This window comes from Anaeromyxobacter sp., assembly GCA_016718565.1.
Taxonomy (GTDB): Bacteria; Myxococcota; Myxococcia; order Myxococcales; family Anaeromyxobacteraceae; genus JADKCZ01.
On sequence record JADKCZ010000005.1, the window covers coordinates 601,069 to 622,052 of the forward strand.

At 76.7% G+C, this 20,984-nt stretch carries 16 protein-coding genes; 1 reads left to right on the plus strand and 15 read right to left on the minus strand.

Annotation, left to right across the window (positions count from 1 at the left end; genetic code table 11):
* Positions 1-94: 94 nt before the first annotated feature.
* The 11 genes from IPO09_15040 to IPO09_15090 all read right to left on the minus strand — a co-directional run bounded on the left by IPO09_15040 (position 95) and on the right by IPO09_15090 (position 15,043).
* Positions 95-883, minus strand: a complete 789-nt coding sequence (locus tag IPO09_15040) for an ABC-2 family transporter protein (GenBank protein MBK9518635.1) — start codon at positions 881-883, stop codon at positions 95-97.
* Positions 884-892: 9 nt separating this feature from the next.
* Complete coding sequence (locus IPO09_15045) at positions 893-1,690, minus strand: ABC-2 family transporter protein (protein ID MBK9518636.1); 798 nt, start codon at positions 1,688-1,690, stop codon at positions 893-895.
* The gene (locus tag IPO09_15050) at positions 1,691-3,298 is read right to left on the minus strand and encodes a methyl-accepting chemotaxis protein (protein MBK9518637.1); all 1,608 of its coding nucleotides are present in this window, start codon (positions 3,296-3,298) and stop codon (positions 1,691-1,693) included. It lies immediately after the preceding gene.
* A gap of 11 nt (positions 3,299-3,309) precedes the next feature.
* Entirely contained in the window at positions 3,310-5,265 is a 1,956-nt protein-coding gene (locus tag IPO09_15055) for a Zn-dependent oligopeptidase (GenBank protein MBK9518638.1), read from the minus strand.
* A gap of 108 nt (positions 5,266-5,373) precedes the next feature.
* The gene (locus tag IPO09_15060; GenBank protein ID MBK9518639.1) at positions 5,374-7,254 is read right to left on the minus strand and encodes a DUF3365 domain-containing protein; all 1,881 of its coding nucleotides are present in this window, start codon (positions 7,252-7,254) and stop codon (positions 5,374-5,376) included.
* A 314-nt stretch (positions 7,255-7,568) separates the two neighbouring features.
* Positions 7,569-9,032 carry a response regulator gene (locus tag IPO09_15065; protein MBK9518640.1) on the minus strand — a complete coding sequence of 488 codons (1,464 nt, stop codon included), beginning with the start codon at positions 9,030-9,032 and terminating at the stop codon, positions 7,569-7,571.
* Between the two features lie 28 nt (positions 9,033-9,060).
* On the minus strand, positions 9,061-10,059 hold the full coding sequence (locus IPO09_15070) for an NAD(P)-dependent glycerol-3-phosphate dehydrogenase (GenBank protein ID MBK9518641.1): 999 nt from the start codon (positions 10,057-10,059) through the stop codon (positions 9,061-9,063).
* 89 nt (positions 10,060-10,148) lie between these two features.
* The gene (locus tag IPO09_15075) at positions 10,149-10,865 is read right to left on the minus strand and encodes an ABC transporter ATP-binding protein (GenBank protein MBK9518642.1); all 717 of its coding nucleotides are present in this window, start codon (positions 10,863-10,865) and stop codon (positions 10,149-10,151) included.
* Between the two features lie 25 nt (positions 10,866-10,890).
* A complete protein-coding gene (locus IPO09_15080) occupies positions 10,891-12,837 on the minus strand; it encodes a branched-chain amino acid ABC transporter ATP-binding protein/permease (protein MBK9518643.1) in 1,947 nt (648 codons plus the stop codon).
* A gap of 8 nt (positions 12,838-12,845) precedes the next feature.
* Entirely contained in the window at positions 12,846-13,679 is an 834-nt protein-coding gene (locus tag IPO09_15085) for a branched-chain amino acid ABC transporter permease (GenBank protein ID MBK9518644.1), read from the minus strand.
* A gap of 143 nt (positions 13,680-13,822) precedes the next feature.
* The gene (locus tag IPO09_15090) at positions 13,823-15,043 is read right to left on the minus strand and encodes an ABC transporter substrate-binding protein (protein MBK9518645.1); all 1,221 of its coding nucleotides are present in this window, start codon (positions 15,041-15,043) and stop codon (positions 13,823-13,825) included.
* A gap of 186 nt (positions 15,044-15,229) precedes the next feature.
* Here IPO09_15090 and IPO09_15095 point away from each other — a divergent pair, with 186 nt between their 5' ends.
* Positions 15,230-16,969 (plus strand): hypothetical protein, encoded by a 1,740-nt coding sequence (locus IPO09_15095; protein ID MBK9518646.1) that lies wholly within the window; start codon positions 15,230-15,232, stop codon positions 16,967-16,969.
* Between the two features lie 55 nt (positions 16,970-17,024).
* Here IPO09_15095 and IPO09_15100 read toward each other — a convergent pair whose 3' ends face one another.
* Genes IPO09_15100 through IPO09_15115 form a run of 4 tightly spaced genes read right to left on the minus strand, consistent with a single transcriptional unit; the run spans position 17,025 to position 20,971 of the window.
* Positions 17,025-18,116 (minus strand): NAD(P)/FAD-dependent oxidoreductase, encoded by a 1,092-nt coding sequence (locus IPO09_15100; GenBank protein MBK9518647.1) that lies wholly within the window; start codon positions 18,114-18,116, stop codon positions 17,025-17,027.
* A 55-nt stretch (positions 18,117-18,171) separates the two neighbouring features.
* A complete protein-coding gene (locus IPO09_15105) occupies positions 18,172-20,061 on the minus strand; it encodes an AMP-binding protein (GenBank protein ID MBK9518648.1) in 1,890 nt (629 codons plus the stop codon).
* Positions 20,058-20,348 carry an acyl carrier protein gene (locus tag IPO09_15110; protein ID MBK9518649.1) on the minus strand — a complete coding sequence of 97 codons (291 nt, stop codon included), beginning with the start codon at positions 20,346-20,348 and terminating at the stop codon, positions 20,058-20,060. Before IPO09_15110 ends, IPO09_15105 begins: the two co-directional genes overlap by 4 nt.
* Positions 20,345-20,971 carry a hypothetical protein gene (locus tag IPO09_15115; GenBank protein MBK9518650.1) on the minus strand — a complete coding sequence of 209 codons (627 nt, stop codon included), beginning with the start codon at positions 20,969-20,971 and terminating at the stop codon, positions 20,345-20,347. The genes IPO09_15110 and IPO09_15115 overlap by 4 nt, the downstream gene beginning before the upstream one ends.
* Positions 20,972-20,984 lie beyond the last annotated feature (13 nt).

Below are 20,984 nucleotides of genomic sequence, written 5' to 3' on the forward strand. Positions count from 1 at the left end.
TGGCCATTCACTGCGAGTCCCGTGACGACCGCCGCGGCCTGGGGGGGGGCGCCCGCGACCCGGCGCCCCGTCGGGGCTGCCCCGGAGTCCGGCCCTAGCTCGAGGCCGAGGTGTAGGTCCCGATCGAGCGGGTCCAGACCAGGCGCGCCAGCGCGGCGAAGGCCAGCGCCCCGCCCAGCGCCTGCGCCGCCACCAGCGCATCCAGCTTCCCCAGCAGCGCCAGCGCCGGGTAGGTGGTCATGAGCGCCAGCGGCACCACGAAGGTGAAGACCAGCCGCCAGAACCCCTGGAACACCGTCACCGGCCAGCGGGCCGCGTCGAAGATGGAGGAGAACAGGTAGGAGAGGTTGTCGATCTTCACCACGTGGAAGGCGGCGGAGATGACCAGGATCCAGAGGGAGTAGAGCACCAGCGTGGCGCACAGCAGGAGCACCAGCGCCAGCGCCACCGCGCCGGCCGAGGGGGCGCGCCCCATGCGCAGGAAGGCGGCCGCGAAGATGCCGAGGCCGGCCAGCACGTCCACCACCCGCCAGGGCATGAAGCGGGCGGTCGAGACCAGGAACTGCGCGTCGGCCGGCTTGAGCAGCACGAAGTCCAGCGTGCCCTTGCGGATGTGCTCCACCACGCTGGCCAGCGAGGGGTTGACCGCCCCCTCCAGGATCCCCTTCATCAGGGTGAACCAGCCGATGACCACCAGCGCCTCCTCGAAGGTCCAGCCGGCCACCCCGTCGCGCCGGCCGAAGACCACCAGCAGCGGCACCAGCGACCAGGCGGTCCAGAGCAGCGCCAGCGCCCCCTGCCCGAGGAACTCGAGCCGGTACTGCAGCGCCAGCGCCGTGGAGGCGCGCAGCTGGACGGCCAGGAGGCGGAGGTAGCGGCGCATGGTCCTCCGCTAGCCCCCGAACGCCGCGAAGTGGCGCAGGCCGGCGCGCCAGGCCAGGCGCACCGCCACCAGCAGGAGCGCGATCCAGCCCCACTGCACCGCCAGCTCGAGGAGCGCCTGCTGCCGCGGCAGGAGCCCGGTGATCAGCTCGACCGGGAAGCCGAGCATGGAGCGGAACGGCAGCACCCGCGCCAGCCCCTGCACCCAGCCCGGGAAGAGCTCGAGCGGCACCAGGTAGCCGGAGAAGATCCCGAAGAACCCCATCCACAGCTCGAAGAGGCTGGTGGCCGAGTCCACCCGGAAGGCCAGGGTGCCCACCAGGGCCATGGCCAGGAAGGTGATGAGCCAGCCGCCCAGGACGGTGAGCGGGAAGAGGGCCAGCAGGAGCGGGTCGTGGGTGAGCTTCTCGCCGGCGGTGAGCCACAGCGCCACCCCGGCCACCGGCAGCGCCAGGGCCAGGCGCATGGGCATGGCCGCCACGTTCTCGGCGGCGTAGGCCACCAGCGGGTGGAGCGGCCGCAGCAGCCGGTAGGCCAGCGTGCCCTGGCGGATCTCGAAGGTCAGCTCCCACACCACCCAGGCGCCGGTCATGAGGCGCACCACCAGCGCCGCCAGGTAGTAGGCCACGAAGTCGGCCTGCCCGAAGCGCCCCACCGGCGCGTCGCGGGCCACCGCGCTCCAGAGCGCCAGCATCACCAGCGGCATGTTGGTGGAGAGGAGCCAGACCAGCAGCTCGGCCCGGTAGGAGACCGCCTCGGCCAGCCCCACCGTGAGCAGGGTGGGCAGGGCGCGCAGGGTGCGGCGCACCTAGGCCCCCGGCCGGACGGCGCCGAAGGCGGCCACCCGCACGGCCAGCCGCTGGGCCACCAGCTCCAGCCGCTCGGCGCCCTGCTGGATGGTGAAGGTGCCCTCCAGGGCGCTGGTGGAGGCGGCCTCGATGAGGCCGATGGCGGCGGCGATCTGGTTCACGCCGGCGGTCTGCTGGCGGGTGTTGCGGGCGATCTCGCGGCCGGCCTTCACCGACGAGTCCACCACCTCGTTGAGCCCCTGGATGGCGCTGCCGGCGCGGGCCGCCAGGTGGGTGGCCTCGCCGGCGCGGCGGCTCCCCTCCTCCGAGGCCAGCACCACCTGCCGGGTGGAGCGGGCGATCTCGGCCAGGATGGCCTTCACCTGGGCGGCGGCGCCGCGCGACTGCTCGGCCAGCCGGCGCATCTCCGAGGCCACCACCGCGAAGCCCTCGCCCGCCTCGCCGGCCTTGGCGGCCTCGATGGCCGCGTTGAGCGCCAGCACGTTGGACTGCTCGGCCACGTCGATGGCGGTCTGGGTGATCTCTCCGATCTGCACGGTGCGCTCGGAGAGCGCGGCGATGGCCCGGGCGATCTCGTTGACCTGGTCGCCCAGCCGCCCCATGCCGTCCACCGCCTCCGCCACCACCCGGGTGCCCTCCTCGGAGAAGCGGTCGGTCCGCTCGCTCACCGCCACCACCGCGTCGGCCCGCTCGGTGGCCAGGTGGGCGGCCCGCGAGAGCTCCACCACCGAGGCGCCGGCCTCCTGCACCGCCGAGGTCTGGTCCAGCCCCATGGTGGCCTGGCGGGCCACCGCCGCGCGGATGGCGGCCGCCTCCCGGGTCACCTGGCCGGCCGCGCCGTGCACCTCGGCCAGCGCCTCGCGCAGCCCCGCCTGCATGCGGCGGAAGCTGTCCGCCAGCGCGCCGATCTCGTCGCCGGTGACCACGTCCACCCGGCGGGCCAGGTCGCCGGCCGCCACGCAGGCGGCGGCCACGCCCAGCCGCTCCAGCGGCGCCACCAGCCGCGAGGCCAGCAGCGAGGCCCCGCCCAGGCAGACGGCGCTGGCCGCCAGGGCCAGGAGGACCAGCCGCTGGCTGGTGGCCTCCTGCTCGGCGTGCAGCCGGTCCACCGTGAAGGCCAGCTGCACCGTGCCCACCACCGGGCCGCGCCCCGGGCGGCCGCCCGGCCGGCCGGAGACCTCCGGCGGCTCGAAGCGGATGGGCTCGACGGCCTCCACCAGCAGCTGCCCGCCCACCTCGAGGTGCTCGCGCAGCGTGGCCTCGCGGCCCGGCGCCGGCGGCGGGGTGGTGCCGGCGCGCGTCAGCGCCTCGCCGCGGGCCTCGGCCAGCCGCTCGCCGGCCGGCGAGCGCAACACCACGTAGGCCAGCCCGGTGTCGCCGGCCACCAGCCCGTCCACCGCCGCCTGCAGGGCGGCGCGGTCGAGCCGCGCGGCCGGCGCGGCCAGCCCCACGGCCTGCGACGCCGCCAGGGCGCGCGTCCGGTCGGCCAGCGCGCCGGCCAGGGTCGCGTGGGAGAGCGAGGCCTGCGCCACCAGGAGGAGGCCGGTGACCACCGTCACCGAGCCCGCCGTGAGTCCCAGGATCTTGCCGCGCAGGCCGAGCGCCATGGCCGGCGACTCTACCCCGCCTCCAGCCAGGCCCGGTACGCCTCGAAGCCGGAGGGGCGCCCGAGGAAGTCCTGCACCAGCGCGGCCGCCGGCCGGGAGCCGCCCGGCTCCAGCACGGCGCGGCGGTAGCGGGCCGCCGTGGCCGGGTCCATCAGGCCGGCGGCGCGGAACTCGCCGAACAGGTCCTTGGCGATCACCAGGGACCACATGTACGTGTAGTAGATGGCCGAGTAGCCGTCGAGGTGGCCGAAGGACTCGTGGAAGTAGGTGCCCTCGACGTGGCGGAAGGGCGTGTAGCGCGCCTGCAGCTCGGCCACCAGCGCGGTGGTGTCGAGCCCGTCCGGCGGGCGGCGGTGCAGCTCCAGGCTGACCGCCGCGTAGAACATCTGCTGCCGCACCTGCAGCCCCTTGCCGTACTCGTCGGCGGCCTTCATGCGGGCCACCAGCTCCGCCGGGATGGGGGCGCCGGTGTCGAGGTGGTGGGCGAAGCGGGCCAGCACGGCCGGGTCCCAGATCCACTCCTCCAGCATCTGCGAGGGCGCCTCCACGAAGTCCCACTCGGTGGCCACCCCGGAGTGGGCCGCGTAGCGGGTGTGGCCGCCCAGCACGTGGTGCAGCAGGTGGCCGAACTCGTGGAAGAAGGTGCGCACCTCGCCGTGCTCCAGCAGGGCGGGCGCGCCGGCCCGGGGCTGCGGGAAGTTGCAGACCAGCACCCCCTCCGGCAGGCGCTGCCCGGCCACCCCGGACGCCAGGGTGAACTGGGCGAAGTGCTTGTACTTGCCCGGGCGCGGGAACATGTCGAGGTGGATGCGGCCGAGCGGGGTCCCGGCGGCGCGGTCCACCACGTCGAAGGCCTCCACGTCCGGGTGCCAGCTGGGCGCCCCGGCCACGCGGCGGTACTCGACGCCCAGCAGCGCGCCGGTGACGTCGAGCAGCCCGTCGCGGACCCGGCCGTACTCGAGGTAGGGGCGGGCCGACTGCGAGTCGTAGCCGTACTGCTCGGCCTTGACCCGCTCCTGCAGGAAGGTGGAGTCCCAGGGCTCGACCCGCTCCGCCGCCGGCGCGTCGGCCCGCTTGCGCGCCAGCAGCTGGGCGTACTCGCGCTCCATCCGCCCCCCCGAGAGGGCGGCGATGCGCTCGATGAAGTCGGCGGCGGCCTGCTGGCTGCCGATCATCTTGTCCTCGGTGACGAAGGCGGCCCAGGTCGGGTACCCGAGCAGCCCGGCCAGCTCGGCGCGGCGCGCCAGCAGGCGCGACAGCACCTCCAGGTTGGCGGGGTGGCCGCGCAGCCGGTAGAGCCGCCACAGCTCGGCCCGGGCGGCCTCGTCCCGGGCGTAGGTCATGAAGGGCACGTAGTCGGTGGCGTCGGTGGTGACGGCCACCAGCCCGTCCGGGCCGGGCGGGTGCGCCCGCCGCCAGTCCTCGGGCAGGCCGTCGAGCGCCTCGGGCGGGAGCGAGAGCCGCCGCACGTCGTCGCGGATGGTGCGCCCGAACTCCTGGCCGATGCGGACCAGCTCCTCCTGCAGGGCCTGCACGCGCGCCCGGGTGGCGTCGTCCTTGTCCACGCCGCCGCGGCGGAAGTCGCGCAGCGCCTTCTCCAGGAAGAAGCGGGCGGTGGCGTCGAGGCCGGAGGGGTCGAGCGCCGCCAGCGCCTCGTAGAGGCCGCGGTCGAGCGAGAGCCGGGTGGCCAGCGCCGCCACCTCCTGCTCGCAGGCCTCGGCGGCGTCGCGCACCGCCGCGTCGGGGTGGACGTTGCGCGCCAGGCTGGCCCGGCTGCCCGCCTCCGAGAGGGCCGAGAAGGCCTGGTCGAAGCGGGCCAGCGCCTCGGCCGGCGGGAGGGTGGCCGCGCCGGCCACCAGGGCCTCGGCGCCGGTCCTGGCGCGCGTGAGGTCGGCGCGGCAGCCGGCGGTGAGGTGGTCGGCCCCGGCGGTGAGGGCCAGGGCGGCGTCGGGCGAGGTGGTCGGCATGGCCCGGAGTTGTGTCCGCGGCCGGCGGTCCGGTCAAGTCGGGCGCGCCGGTGGCGGCCGCCGCACCTGGGCCGATCCGGCGACCGGTGGGGATCCCTCGCGCCGGGCTCAGGCCCGCGCCGGCGGGTCGCGCGGCAGCACCACCCGGAAGGTGGTGCCGCGCCCCACCGCCGAGTCCACCTCGATGCGCCCGCCCAGGCGGGTGACGATGCCGTGGCTGACGGAGAGGCCCAGCCCGGTGCCCTGCCCGGGCGGCTTGGTGGTGAAGAACGGGTCGAAGAGGCGCGCCAGGTCGTGCGGCGCGATGCCCACCCCGGTGTCGGACACCTCCACCGCCACCCCGCCGAGGTGGTCCGACAGGGTGGCCACCCGGATCTGGTCGCGGCGCTCGCGCTCGGCGGGCAGGGCCTGCGCCGCGTTGACCAGCAGGTTGAGGAAGACCTGCACCAGCCGGTCGTGGCTGGCCACCACCAGCGGCACGTCCTGCAGCTCGATCCTGAGCTCGGCCCGCTGCGCCAGCATGGGCCGGGCCAGGGAGAGCGCCGCCTCCACCGCGGCCCGCACCGAGACCGGCCCGAGCCGCTCGTCGGGCCGCGAGAAGGTGCGCAGGTCGCGCACGATGAGGGCGGCGCGGCGCACGCCCTCGCCGGCGTCGGCCAGCGCCGCCAGGGCCTCGGCGCCGGCGGGCGTGGCCGCCAGCGGCGTCGCCCCCAGCAGCCAGGTGGCGTGCCCCAGGTTGCTGCCGGCGCAGGCGAGCGGCCCGTTGAGCTCGTGGGCCACCCCGGCCGCCAGCGTCCCCAGCGCGGCCAGCCGGTCCACCCGGTCGAGCTGGTCCTCCAGCCGCTTGTGGGCGTCCACGTCGGCCACCACCCCGGCCAGCAGCAGGGGCGCGCCGCCCGCGTCGCGCTGCACCACCTTGCCGCGGGTGAGGCGCCAGTGGGTGGCCCCATCCGGCCCCTGGACGCGGTGCTCGCACTCCAGCGCCAGGGCCGACCCGTCCAGGCAGCGGTCCAGCGCCTCCTGGAAGCGCGGCCGGTCGTCGGGGTGGACCGTGCGCACCAGGTCGGCCAGGGCGCCGCCGCCCTCGCCGAAGCGGCGGGCCCACCCCGGCGACAGGAAGAGCGCGCCGGTGGGCAGCTCCACCTCGTAGTAGCCGTCCGAGGTGGCCTCCAGGATGCGGGCCAGGCGGGCCTGGCTCTCGCGCAGGGCGTTGGCGGCCGCCTCGAGCTGGCGGAGCCGGGCGCGGAGGCGGGCGCTCCCCAGGGCGATGGCGCCCAGGCCGGCCAGCCAGAGCAGGGCGTGCCAGGCGGCGAGGTCGCGGCCGTGGGCGGCGGACTGGCCGCCCACCCGCTCCAGCGGCACCTCCAGGGTGACGGCGCCCCTGAGGTCGCCCAGGGCCTGGCCCTGCGGCCCGTGGCAGCGCAGGCAGGGCGCCTCCACCTGGAGCGCCCGGGCGAAGCGGAGCCGGCGCGCCTGGCCCTGCCCCGCCAGCTCGTGCACCTGGCGCTCGCCTCGCTCGAAGCGGCGCAGCGCCTCGGCCTCCCAGGCCTCGGGCGCGCCCGCCGCCCCCAGGGGCCGCAGGCTGACGGCCCGCCCGGTCACCCCGAACGACTGGTCCTCCAGCCGGAAGATGCGGGCGGTCAGCGTCTGCGCCGACACCAGCGCCAGGCGCACGCCGCCCGGGCCGAGCACCATCCCGGCGGGGCCGGACGCGGCGGAGCCGTCGATGGGCGCGGCGCCGTCGTCGGCCAGGTAGATGGCCCGCTGGCTGGCGGCCCAGCGCAGGGTGAGCAGCCGCTCGTCCGCCAGGGTCTCGGCCAGGGTCAGGGACCGGGTCTCCGCCTCGCGATCCTCCTCGCGCAGGGCCCAGGACAGCGACGCGCCCATGACGGCGGTCCAGGCCAGCGCCACCAGCGCCGTGTAGGCCGCCAGCCGGTGGACCAGGAGGCCCCAGCTCTGCGGCTCCTGCTGTCCCAGCTTCCTCAGCACGCCTGGCCTCGAGGTGTGCGCCGGCTTCACCGGCCGCGAGGCCCCGGCGGCGGCGCACCCCTTCCTGGCTGAGCAGCCACCGTGCCAGCAGAGCCACCCGTGCGCCGGGTCCGGTCCGGGGGCGCCGCTGCGTCCCGCTTGTCCGGCAGGGGGGCGCTTCCGCCTGCAACGGCGCACCCCTGGCCCCGGACGTCGCAGGCGCCGGGATCGGGGGGCGGCGGCGCGCCTGGTCGCAGGCCCGGGGTGGGTCGGCACCCGGGGTGGGCGACCGGCGCGGCGGCGCCTCGCCCCCGGCGCCCGCCGGCCCGGCCGACCTACAGCCCCAGCAGCTTGAGCAGCCGGGCCTGCATGGCCTTCTTGCGGGACACGTCGGTGCAGGTCTCGATGGCGTTGGCCCAGGCCTCGCGCGCGCTCCGCTGGAAGCCGAGCTGCTCGTAGAGCTGGGCCAGGTACTGGTGGGCCGCGTCGATGTCGGGCCGGAGCTCGGCCGAGCGGCCGTAGGCGGCGGCCGCCTCGAACAGCAGCCCCTGCTTGGCCAGGGCGTGGCCCAGGTAGTAATGGGCCTCGGCGGAGAGGTCGTCGCGGGCGCAGGCGTCGCGCAGGAGCACGGTGGCCTCCTCGATCCGGCCGTCCTTGAGCGCCTGGGCCCCGGCGCGCCAGGCGGCCGTGGCCGCCGCCCGCTTCCTGGCCTCGGCCGGGTCGGGCGCGCCGCCCAGCAGCAGCACCCTGGCCACCCGCACCGCCTCCTCGCGGCGGAAGGGCTTCTCCAGGAAGGCGTCGGCGCCGAAGGCGATCTGGGCGTCGGCCGCCACCGTGCCGCGGTGCTGCCCGGAGGTGAGCACCACCGGGGTGGGCCGGAGCACCGGGTCGCCCTTGATGGCGCGGCACACCTCGAAGCCCTGCACCATGGGCAGCATGGCGTCGGTGATCACCAGGTCCGGCCGCGCCTCGCGCACGATGTCGAGGGCGGCCCGCCCGTTGGCGGCCTGCAGCACGGTGCAGCCCAGCCCGCCCAGCAGGCCCGCCAGCTCCTCGCGCGCCTCGGGGGAGGCGTCGGCCACCAGCACCAGCCGGCCGGCCCCCAGCCCCTCCAGGCGCACCGTGGTGGGGGCCACGTCACCGCCGCGCGGCGCGGCCGGCGGCTGGTGCTGCGCCGGCCGCACCGTGCGGGCCGGCGAGGGGGCGGCGAAGGGGGTCTCCAGCATGGCGTTGGCCGGCACCAGCTCGATGGCCTCGGGGGCGTCGGGCAGCTCCAGCCCGGCCCCGGCCCGGCGCGGTGGGTGCACCACCCCCACCCAGGCGGCGGCCGGATCCGGCAGGGCCGGCGCCTGCGCGCCGCGCCAGGTGGCGGCGAACCGCTGCTTCTCGCGCACCAGCCCGTCGAGGGCCCGCTCGATGGCGGCCGGCACCGCCACGCAGCGCAGCACGCGCCGCCCGGTGACGAAGTGGAGCTCGTCGGCCAGCGCCGAGTCCTCCGGGTTGGCCATGGCCAGCACCAGCTCGGCCTTGCCCACCGACACCGGCAGGATGCGCCGCTGCCGGCAGAAGCCGGCCGAGACCACGTCCAGGTTGGCGGTGGGGATGACGCTGCGGGAGAGGTCCACGCCCGGGCTGTCGAGCAGCGTGGCCAGCGCCCGCACCAGCGCCCCCTCGGCCGCCAGGCCGAGCCGCAGCGCCGCCGAGGCCACGTCGCCGTCGTGGGCCGAGGCCAGGGCCCGCGAGGCCGCCTCCGGGGGCAGGACCCCGGTGCGGACCAGGTGGGCGGCGACGTCGGCCATGTCTCGTCCTACCCCGGGCCGGCCAGGGTCAGATCTCCGCCCTGGTCTCGCGCATCATGAGCTGCGTCACCGCCTCGCGCGGATCGAGCCCCTCGTTGATGACGCGGTAGACGGTCTCGGTGATGGGCATCTCCACGCCCAGGCGCGCCGCCAGGTCGCGGCTGGAGCGGGCGTTGCGCACCCCCTCGGCCACCTGCCCCAGGTCGCGCTGGATGTCCTCCAGCTTCTTGCCGGCCGCCAGGCCGCGCCCCACCGTCCGGTTGCGCGACAGGTCGGAGGAGCAGGTGAGCACCAGGTCGCCCAGCCCGGCCAGGCCCGAGAGGGTGAGCGGGTTGGCCCCCTTCTTCACCGCCAGCCGGCTGATCTCGGCCAGCCCGCGGGTCACCAGCGCGGCCATGGCGTTGGCGCCGAAGCCGCAGCCGTCGGAGATGCCGGCCGCGATGGCCACCACGTTCTTGACGCAGCCGCCGATCTCGCAGCCCACCACGTCGCCGCTGGTGTAGGGGCGGAAGGTCTTGCAGTGGAAGGCGTCCTGGACCTGCCGGGCCACCCGCTCCCAGCGGGCCGCCACCGTCACCGCGGTGGGCAGCCCGCTGGCCACCTCCTTGGCGAAGGAGGGGCCGGAGAGGACCGCGACGTAGGGGTGGAGGGGCACCGGCAGGACGTCCTCCAGCACCTCGCTCATGGTCATGAGCGTCTCCTGCTCGATCCCCTTGGCCACGCAGACGATGGGGGTGCCGGCGTGGACGTGGCGCTTCATCTCGATGACCACCGGGCGGACGGCGTGCGACGGCACCGCCAGCACCAGCAGCTCGGCCCCCTCCAGCGCCTTCACGATGTCCGCGGAGGCGTGCAGGTTGGCGGAGAGCGCCACCCCGGGCAGGTAGCGCTGGTTGCGGTGGTTCCTGGAGATGTCCTCCAGGACCCCGCCGTCCTTGTCCCAGGCGGTGACGGGGTAACCCTTGCCAGCCAGCAGGGAGGCGAGGGCGGTGCCCCAGGAGCCGGCGCCGAGCACGGTGGTGCGCATGGTGTTCCTCCGTCGAGGTGAGCGGTGATCCTAGTCCCGAAGCCGCCTCGCGGTCGCCCTCGTTCTTGGGTCCCACCCGCCGGCGCCGCTCAGCCCAGGTAGGCCGCCAGCACCCGCTCGTCGCGCCGGAGCTCGTCCGGGGTGCCGTGCACGGCCACCCGCCCGCGCTCCAGCACGTACGCGTGGTCGGCCACCTCCAGGGCCGCCAGGGCGAACTGCTCCACCAGCAGCATGGTCATGCCCTCCGCCTTGAGCCGGCGGATGGTCCGGAAGACCTCCTGGATGATGACCGGCGCCAGCCCCATGGACGGCTCGTCGAGCAGCATCACCTTGGGGCGCGCCATCAGGGCCCGCCCGATGGCCAGCATCTGCTGCTCGCCCCCGGAGAGGGTGCCGGCCAGCTGGGTGCGCCGCTCGGCCAGGCGCGGGAAGAGCTCGTAGACGTGGGCCAGGTCGGGCGCCGCCTGCTTGCGGAAGCCGAAGAAGCGCGGCAGGTGGCGGTAGGCGCCCAGGAGCAGGTTGTCCTCCACCGCCAGCGGCCCGAAGACCTTGCGCCCCTCCGGCGAGTGGGCCAGCCCGAGGCGGGCGATGCGCGAGGCCGGCAGGCCGTGCACCGGCACGCCGTCCAGCAGCACCTCGCCCCGGGTCGGGGTGATCATCCCGGAGATGGCGCGCATGGTGGTGGTCTTGCCGGCCCCGTTGGCGCCCAGCAGCGCCACCACCGTGCCGGCCTCCACGGTGAGCGAGGTGCCCACCAGCACCTCGGAGAGGCCGTATCCCGCGTGCAGGTCCTTCACCACGAGCATGGGATCGTTCCTGGGCTGGGCCATCTCAGCCGGCGGGGGGAGGGGCGGCGGCGACGGCGACGGCGCCCAGGTAGGCCTCGATGACCTTGGGGTGGCGCTTCACCTCGTCGGGCGTCCCCTCGGCGATGAGGCGGCCGCCGTCCAGCGCGGTCACCACGTCGCACAGCTGGGTCACCACGTCCATGTGGTGCTCGATGAGCACGATGGTGACCCCGCGCCGGTGGATGCGCCGGATCAGCTCCACCTGCTTCACCACGTCGGGGTGGGCCAGGCCGGCCGCCGGCTCGTCCAGCACCAGCAGCTCCGGCTTGCGCGCCAGGGCGCGGGCGATCTCCAGGAAGCGCTGGGCCCCGTAGGTCAGGTCCTTGGCCGGGGTGCGGGCCTGGTCGAGCAGCCCCACGAAGTCCAGCAGCGCCAGGGCGTCGGCCTGGGCCCGCCGCTCCTCGGCGCGCCCCAGCCCCAGGCAGACCAGCGGCAGCGGCACCCGGTAGGCGCCCTGCAGCGCCACCATGACGTTGTCCAGCGCCGTCATGCCGCCGAAGAGCTGCAGGTTCTGGAAGGTGCGGGCCACCCCGGCGCGGGCCGCGGCGAACAGGCTGCCGAGCGGCAGCGGCGCCCCGCGCAGGGTGAGCTGGCCGGCGGTGGGGGTGTAGAGGCCCGAGACCACGTTGACCACCGTGCTCTTGCCCGACCCGTTGGGCCCGATGAGCCCGTGCACCTGGCCGGCCCGCACGACGAGGTCGAGGCCGTCCACCGCCTTGACGCCGCCGAAGTGGCGCTTCAGCCCGGTCAGGACCAGCAGCGGCGCGCCGTCGGCCGGGCGCGGCGGCAGCACCTGGTCGAGCGGCGAGGGCGTGGGCAGCGGCGGCGGCGCCACCCGGAAGAGCCGGGCCAGGGCGCGGCCGGCGAAGCCCATCAGCCCCTCCGGCAGCCCCACCACCACCGAGAAGAGCATCAGGGCGAAGATGGCCTTGCGCCAGTCCTCGGTGTTCTGGACCAGGAAGCCGCCGGCCACCAGCGCCGCGGTGGCCACCACCGGCGCCACCGCCTGGAAGGTCCCCAGGCTGCGGCGCGCCAGGCCGCGGGCCCCGGCCGCCACCGCCACCAGCAGCCCCAGGCCGGAGAAGGCCTGGAAGAGGGTGCGGCTGGAGAGCAGGTTGGGCAGCAGCGCCACCAGGGTGGCGCCCACGAAGGCGCCCCACAGGCTCTTGCGCCCGCCCAGCACCACCCCCAGCAGCAGGATGACCGTCAGCTCGTACTGGAAGCCGTGCGGCTGGAGGTACTGGAAGTTGAAGGCGTACAGGCCGCCCGCCAGCCCGCCCAGCCCCGACCCCATGGCGAACCCGGCCACCTTGTGCCGGTAGGTGCCCACCCCCATGGCGTCGGTGGCGATGGGGCTGTCGCGCAGCGCCTCGAAGGCCCGCCCCCACTGCGAGGAGAGCAGGTTGCGCATGGCCATCCAGACCAGGGCCAGCAGGGCCATGCACAGCCAGTAGAAGTCGCGCGATGAGAGCACGTGGCCCATGAGCGGCGGGCGCTTCAGGCTCAGGCCCTGGGCGCCCTGGGTGAGCCACTCCAGCTCGTTCAGGGCGGTGGCGGTGAGGGCGGTGAAGCTCAGGGTGGCCAGGGCGAACTGCGGCCCCTCGAGGCGCAGGGCGGGCAGCGCCAGCAGGGCGCCCACCAGCGCCGTCAGGCCGGTGGCCAGCAGCAGCGCCGCCGGGATGCCCAGCCCGTGGCGGGTCACCGCGATGCCGGCCACGTAGGCGCCCAGCCCCAGGAAGGCGGCCTGGCCCAGGTTCACCTGCCCCAGGTAGCCCACCGTCACGTCCAGGCCGATGAGCAGGATGCCGTAGATGGCCAGCAGGGTGAGCAGGCCCAGGGCGTAGGAGCTCTCCACCGCCAGGGGCACGGCGATGAGCAGGCCGAAGAGCAGGAGCTCGGCGCCGCGGACCAGCAGGAGTCGCTTGAGCATGGCGGCCCCTAGACCTTCCGGATGACGGCCTTGCCGAACACGCCGGTGGGGCGCACCGCCAGGGCCAGGATCAGCAGGACCAGCCCCGGCGCCTCGCGCCAGCCGCTGCCCACGTAGAAGGAGGCCAGGCTCTCGAGCGCGCCCAGGAAGAGGCCCACCACCACCACCCCGAAGCCGGACTCCAGGCCGGCCACCACCGCCACCGAGAAGGCCTTGAGCACCAGGGCCGAGGCCATGGTGGGGCCCACCGTGGTGATGGGCGAGACCAGGATGCCGGCCAGCGCCGCCACCCCGCCGGAGAGGGCGTAGGAGAGCATGACGGTGCGGGTGGCCGAGATGCCCATCAGCTCGCCGGCGTCGCGGTCGGCCGAGATGGCCTCGAAGGCCTTGCCGAGCAGGGTGCGCCGCTTGAAGACCTCCACCAGCCCCATCACCGCCAGCACCCCCACCGCCACCGACAGCTCCAGGCCGGTGACGCTGACGCCCAGCACCTCGATGGGGTCGGAGGGGATGGGGGTCGGGAAGGGGCGGTCGTCCCGCCCCCAGATGTTCTCGGCGAAGGAGAAGAGGAAGAGGCCGATGATGATGGTGAGGAGGATCCAGCCCTCGCCCTTCTGCTCCAGGGCCAGCCGCACGCCGGTGCGCTCCACCACCAGGCCGAGCAGCGCGCCGAAGAGCAGGCCGAGCAGCACCACCAGGCCGTAGGGCAGGCCGGTGCCCATGATGGAGAGGGTGGCGAAGGCCGAGACCATCACCAGCTCGCCCTGGCCGAAGTTCAGGCTCTTGGAGGTGGCGTAGGTGAGCTGGAAGCCGTAGGCGATGAGGGCGTAGACCAGCCCCATGAGCGCGCCGCTCACGGCCATCTGGATGATGAAGGAGGCTGGCACGGGGTGCTGTGGGTCCCTCGGTGGCGTGGGGCGGAGGAGGGGGACGGCGCCGCCTCCTCCGCGTCAGCCGGCAGGGTAGAGCAGGCCGGGCGGGCCGGCTACTGCATGCTCTTCTTGAGGCGGTCGCGGTCGGCCTGGTTGCCGAAGACCACCCGGCCGTCCTGCACCATGCCCATGACCACCTTGTCGCGCCGGAAGGCCTCGTGGGTCTCCACGTTGGCCGGGTCCCACTTCGAGTAGGGCTTCACCCAGGTGGCGATGACGCCCTTGACCGGCTCCTTCAGGTCCTCGAGCGCGTCCCGGATCTTGAGGCTGTCGGTGCTCCTGGCCTGCTTGACCGCCGCCGCGAAGATCAGCACCGCGTCGTAGCCCTGGGCGGCCGCCACGGCCGAGGGGATGCGGGTCACGCCGTAGGTCTTGTGGTAGGCGTCGATGAAGGCCTTGGCGCGCGGGGTGATGGGCTCCTCGATGAAGGTCTGCGGCATGAGCGTGCCGTTGGCGTTGGCGCCGGCGTTGTCGATGTAGTTGGACATGGAGAGCGTCCAGCCGCCGATGAGCGGCACCTTGAGGCCGTTCTTGGCCATGCTGTTCGAGACCGCGGCCAGCTCCGGCCCGATGGCCCAGATGAGCACCGCCTGGGCCCCCTTGGCCTTGGCCTGGAGGACCTGGGCGGTCATGTCCTTGTCGCCGATCTTGAACTTCTCCTGGGTGACCACCTCGAGCTTGTTGCCCTGCTTCTTGATCTGGTCGAGCAGGTCGTCGCGCCCCGAGACGCCGTAGTTGGTGTCGTCGTGGATCAGCGCCACCTTGAACAGCTTCCGGTTGATGGCCTCCTCCACCACCATGCCGGCCTGGATGGCGTCGTGGGCGGCGAAGCGGAAGATGGAGAGCTGCTTCGGGCCGTCCGGGGTGGCCCACTGGGTCATCGACTTGGAGCCGGCCGCCGGCACGATGATCTTGGTGATGCCCTTCTCCTGCAGGTGCTTGTCGCCGGCCATGACCACGCCGGTGTTGACCGAGCCGAGCACGCCGGAGAGGTCGCTCATGGAGGCCAGCTCCTGGGCGATGAGGGCGCCGCGGTCGTTCTTGGCCTCGTCGTCGCGCTCGATGATCTCGATCATGAGCTTCTTGCCGCCCACGTCGATGCCGCCGGCGGCGTTGAGCTCGGCGATGGCCAGCTTCGAGCCGTCTCGGGTGGAGGTGCCCATGGGGGCGGAGCCGCCCGAGTAGGGACCGGTGAGCGCGATCTTGATGGTGTCGGCGGCGAGCACCGACGGCGCCGCGAGCAGCAGCGCCAGGCTGAGCATCGACCTCTTCATGGGGTTCACCTCGGGTGAGTGGGCGGGGCGTGCCACCGAGAGGTACGGGTCCCGTGCGGCCGGGGCAAGCAACCGCTGAGGCGAGCCCCATCGGAGGTGCCCCCTTCCGCGCCCGTCCGGGTCGTGCTCGACGCGACGCGTCACCGGAGGGGTGGTGGCGCGCCGCACCCGTGGTAATGGGGCGGGATGGCGACGAGCCAGCCGCCCGAGGCGCCCGCGCCGCCCCCAGCCCCCGCTCCGTCCGGCCCCCGCCCAGCCCGCGGCGACCTCACCCGGGCGGCCGCCCTGGCGCTGGCGCTCGGGCTGGCGTACGCCGCCCCGGGCGCCACCCTGCCCGGCAACGACGCCACCGCCAGCGTCTACACCGCCGCCTCGCTGCTGGCCGAGGGGCGCTTCACCCTGGCCCCCTCCCGCGCGCCCTGGCTCTTCCGCTGGGAGGACCTGCGGCCCGGCCGGCCCGCGCTCCGGCTCTTCGACCTCGCCACCCTGGTGGACGGGGTGCCGGCGGCCAGGCGCTACGCCGACGGCGAGCTGCGCCCGGTGCCGCCCTACTTCCTGGCGCGCGCCGTGCGCGACGACCCCGCCACCGGCGAGCCGCGCTACCTGAGCAGCTTCGGGCCGGGCGCCCCGCTCACCGCGCTGCCGGTGCTGGCCCCGCTGGCCGCGGTCTTCGGCGACCTGCGCGGCCGGCCGGAGCTGCTGTGGGGCGGGGCGCGGGCCGCGGCGCTGCTGCTCACCGCGCTGGCCGGCGCCCTGGTCTTCCTCTCGGCGCGCCGCTGGCTGGCGCCCTGGCCCGCGGCGCTGCTGGCCCTGGCCTGGGGGCTGGGCACGCCGGCCTGGAGCCTGGCCAGCCAGACGCTCTGGCAGCACCCGGGCGACCTCTTCTTCCTCTCGCTGGGGGCCTTCTTCCTGGTGCGGCGGCGCGGCGGGGCGCCCGTCACCCCGGGTGAACCGGCGCCGGGCGGGGACGCCGCCGGCGGCGCGGCCAGGGCGCCGGCGGCCCGGCTGGCCCCCATCGACGCGGCGCTGGCCGGCCTGGCCTTCTCGCTGGCCGCCGCCTGCCGCCCCCAGGGCGCCCTCTTCGCGCTGGCCGCCGCCGCGGTGCTGCTCCTCACCGACCGGCGCGCCGCCGCCGCGCTGGTGGCCGGCGCCCTGCCGGCGGCCCTGGCCCTGGCGGCCTTCAACTGGTGGTACCTGGGGTCGCCGCTGCGCTTCGGCCAGGTGGAGGTGGGCGGCGCCATCGCGCTCGCCAAGACCGGCCTGGCCGACCCCTGGCCCTTCCGGCTGCAGGAGAGCCTGCCCGGGCTGCTCGTCAGCCCCTCGCGCGGGCTGCTGGCCTTCTCGCCGTTCCTGGTCTTCTCCGCCGCGGGCGCGGTGCTGGCCTTCCGCCGGCCGGCCTTCCACCCGCTCCGGCCGCTGGTGGTGGCGGCGGCGGCCGCGCTGGTGGTGGAGGCGGGCTGGTTCGACTGGTGGGGCGGCTGGTCCTACGGCTGGCGGCGGCTCTGCGACCTGGGCCCGGCCCTGGCGCTGCTGCTGGTCCCGCTGGCCGGGTGGCTCGGCGCCACCTGGCCGCGGCGCGCGCTCCTGCTGGCCCTGACCGGCTGGGCGGTGCTGCTGCAGGGCGCCGGGGCCTTCGCCTACGACCTGACCGGCTGGAACGCCCGCAGGGCCTGGCGCATCGAGCGCCCCGGCGGCGAGGAGGTGCGGCTCCTCGACCCGGCCGAGGCCACCCGCGCGGTGGCCGCCGGGGGGCGGGTCCGGCTGGTGGAGCACCTCGACGTCGACGCCCCGGCGCACCGCCACCGGCTCTGGTCGCTCGCCGACAGCCAGCCCGTGCACACGCTGGCCGGCTTCGGCGTCCTCAGGCGCTCCCGGCGCCAGCAGGCGGACGCCTGGCTGGAGCACTGGCGGCCGCCGCGCCCGTGAGGCCCCGGGCGGTGGGCCTCCGGTGGCGCGGTCGCCGCCGCGGCAGCCGGGCCGCTCACCCCACGGCCGCCGCCACCAGCCGCGTCAGCGGCGCGGGGGCGCGGGCACAGAGCGCGATGAGGGCGCGGCGCAGGGCCGGCCGCCGGGTGATCGCCAGCAGCGCCCGGGTGGAGCGCGCGTAGGGGGTGAAGCGCCGCCGCCAGGCCCGCTCGTAGGGCGCCAGGCTGTCCCGGCCGGCGCCGGCGGCCAGGGCGTCCGGCGCCAGCGCCGCCAGGTCGAGGGCGCAGCCGAGCGCCAGCGAGAGCCCCTCGCCGGTCAGCGCGTCGAGGTAGCCGGCCGCGTCGCCGAGCAGCACCAGGCGATCGAGGGTGCGGGTCCGCGCCGCCCTGAGGAACGGCCCGGCGCCGCGGTCCTCCGAGGCGGGCGCCGCCCCCTCGAGGCGCGCCGCCAGGGCCGGGAAGCGGCCCAGCAGCGCCGCCCACCCGCCCGGCGCACTGCCCTCGAAGAGGAAGGCCACGCCCAGCCGCCCGGCGCCGGCCGGGGTGAGGTAGGCCTCGACCCCCGCCCCGAGGTGGACCTCCACCGCGTCGGTCCAGGCGGCCAGGGCCAGGTGGCGGCGCAGGCCGGAGCGGCGCGGCCCGGGCGGCGCCAGGTCGAGCCCCTCGCGCCGGCGCACCGGCGAGGCCAGCCCGTCGGCCGCCACCAGCAGGCGCGCCCGCACCTCGCCCGCGGTGGCCTGCACCAGCACCTCGTCGGCGCCGCGCCGGTGGTGCAGCACCTCGGCCTCCAGCACCTCCGCCCCGGCCTCCCGCGCCCGCTCGAGCAGCGCCGCCGAGAGCGCGGTGCGCCGCACCCCCAGGCCGCCCGGCGCGGGGAGCGGCACCGTCACCTCGGGCCCGGCGGCGTCCACCCAGCGGAGGGCCCGGAGCGGCGAGGCGTCGGCCGGGCCGAGCCGGGCGCGCACGCCCAGCGCCTCCAGGGCCCGCACCCCGGCCGGCAGCAGCCCCTCGCCGCAGGCCTTGTCCACCGGGTACGGGCGGGCCTCGAGCACCAGCACGTCGAGGCCGCGCCCGGCCGAGGCGGCTGCGAAGGCCAGGCCGGCCGGACCGCCGCCGGCCACCACCACGTCGCGGCGCCGCCCGCTCACGGCCCCCACCCGGGCCGGGGCGCCGACGCGCCGTGGCCGGGCCACCGCGCCGCCCTCACGCCGGCCCTCGCCGCGGCCCGCGCCAGCCCGCCAGGCGCGACCTGGCCCAGGCCACCCCGAGCGACAGGGCGTCCACCCGGCGCGGCGGCCGGAGCTCGCCGGCCAGGTGGCGGCGCAGCGCCTCCTGGCGCCGCAGCTTGCCCGAGGAGGTGCGCGGCAGCGTGCCCGGCGCCAGCAGGCGCACCGTGTGCGGCGAGAGCCCGGTCCGCTCCAGCAGGGCGCGGCGGATGGCGGCCTCCAGCGCGGCGGGGTCCAGGGGCGCCGGGCCAGGGGCCCGCTCCGCCAGCACCAGCAGGGCCTCGCCGCCGCCGGGCGGCGCGAAGCCCAGCGCCACCGCGCAGCCCGGCCTGAGCCCGGCCAGGCCGGCCAGCGCCGCCTCCAGCTGCTCCGGCGCGTGGTTGGCGCCGCGCACGATGACCAGGTCCTTCTGCCGGCCGTGCAGGTGCAGCGCCCCGCCCATGACGAAGCCCCGGTCGCCGGTGTCGAGCCACCCGCCCTGCAGCGCCCGCGCGGTGGCGGCCGGATCGCCCAGGTAGCCCTCGAAGAGCGAGGGGCCGCGCACCCAGACCCGCCCCAGCGCGCCCTCGCCGGTGGGGCCGCCGTCCTCGCCGCGGACCTCCACCTCGACACCCGGGATGGGCGCGCCCACCGCCACCACCTCGCAGGCGCCGGGCCCGGCGGCCTGGCCGGCCGGCGCCGCCACCCGCACCGCCCGCCCCTGGCGCGCCAGCAGGTCGGCGTCGAGCCAGGCCCCGCGCGGCGCGCCGCCCGGCGCGGCGAAGGTGACCGCCAGGGCCGCCTCGGAGAGGCCGTAGACCGGCACCAGCGCGCCGGGGTCGAAGCCGTGCGGGGCGAAGCGGGCCGCGAAGCGGCGCATGGCGTCGGCCGAGATCGGCTCGGCGCCGTCCAGCGCCAGGCGCCAGCTGGCCAGCGAGCAGCCGGCCAGCTCGGCGTCGCCCACCCGCTCGGCGCAGTAGGCGTAAGCGAAGCTCGGCGCCACCGAGATGGTGGCCCGGTGGCGGGCCAGCGCGCGCAGCCAGAGCGCCGGCCGCGCCAGGAAGTGCTCCGGCGCGATCAGCACCAGCGGTCCGGGGTAGGACATGGCCGCCAGCAGCCCGCCGATGAGCCCCATGTCGTGATAGAGCGGCAGCCACGACACCAGGGCGTCGGCGCTGGTGGGGCGCACCAGCGCCATCAGCGCGTCGGCCTGGGCCTGCAGCGCCGCGTGGGTCAGCGCCACCGGCTTCGGGTCCACCGTGGAGCCGGAGGAGAACTGCACCAGCCCGAGGTCGGTGGGCGCCGCCAGCGGCGCCCCCCCGGCCCCGGCCCCCGACCCGCCCGGCGCGGAGTCGGCACCGGCCACGGCACCGGCGCCGCGGTCGAGGAGCGCGTGGGCCTGGCCAGGAACGCCAGCCGGCCCCTCGAGCAGCCCGCCGGCCTCCAGGAGCCCGAGCGGCGGGGCGGCCAGGGCCAGCACCTCGCCGAGCAGCGCGCGCGTGCCGCCACCCGACACCACCAGCCGCGCGCCGGAGACCGTCAGCATCCGCGCCGTCCCGGCCACCCACTCCTCCAGCCGCCCGAGGCGCACCGGCGGGTAGAGCGGCACCGGCACCGCCCCGGCCAGCCAGGCGCCGAAGAAGGCGTCGAGGAAGGCGGGCTCGGTGCGCAGCACGATGGCCACCCGGTCACCCGGCCGCACGCCGCGCGCCGCCAGCGCGGCCGCGGCCGCCTGGGCGCGGGCGTGCACCTCGCGCCAGGGGAGGTGGCGCTCGCGCTCCGCCAGGTCCACGAAGGTGACGCCGCCGGGGTGGGCGGCCGCCGCCCGCAGGGCGTGGACCAGCGTGGGGAAGCGCGGCGCGGGCGCCGGCGGTCCGGTGAGCCTCACCGCCCCTCCCCGGGCGGCCCGCCGCCGGCGGCCGGCAGCCGCGCCGGCTCTGCCCGCGCCGCCACCAGCCGGGCCAGGCCGGCCAGCGTGGTGGCCTCGGCCGCGTCGTCGTCGGTGAGGGCCAGGTGGAAGCGGTCCTCCACCGCCACCACCAGCGAGAGCAGGAGCAGCGAGTCGAGCGTGCCGGCCAGCGGCGCGTCCGGCTCCGGCGGGGGGCCCTCGAGGCGCAGGTCCTCCCTGGCCAGGCGGAGGATCTCGGCGGCCACGGCCTGCTCGAGCGGCGTCACGGGCCGCCCCCCGGCGGCCGCGGCAGCAGGCGCGCGCGGCCGGCGAAGGCGCGCGCCCAGGCCGCGCCGAGCGCCCGCTCCTCGGCCGGGATGCGCACCGAGAGCAGCGCCGCGTTGCCCAGGGTGAACAGCGCCGCGGTGAGGAGCGCCCCGCCCACCAGCGGGACGGCCGCCAGCTCCAGCACCACCGCCAGGTAGTTGGGGTGCCGGACGAAGCGGTAGGGGCCCCCGGTCACCGGCGGCGCGTCCGGCAGCACCACCACCCGGGTGGTCCAGCGGCCGCCCAGCGTCGTCACCGCCCACCAGCGCAGCCCCTGGGCCAGCAGCGCCGCCGCCAGCGCCGCCAGCGAGGCGCCCATCGGCCAGGCCCGCGGCCAGAGCAGCGGCTCGGCGGCGCAGGCCACCAGGAAGGCGGCGTGGAAGAGCACCATGGCCGGGTAGTGGCCGCGCCCGGCCTCCACCCCGCCGGCGGCCAGGGCCCGCCGGGCGTTGCGATTGGAGATCACCAGCTCCACCCCCCGCTCCACGGCCAGCAGCGCCAGCGCGCCGAGGAGCAGCGCGGTGGGCCAGGGGAGGCCGGCCGGGCCGGTGGCGCCGGGGCCCGGCGGCGCCGCCGCGGCCAGGGGCGCGGCCACG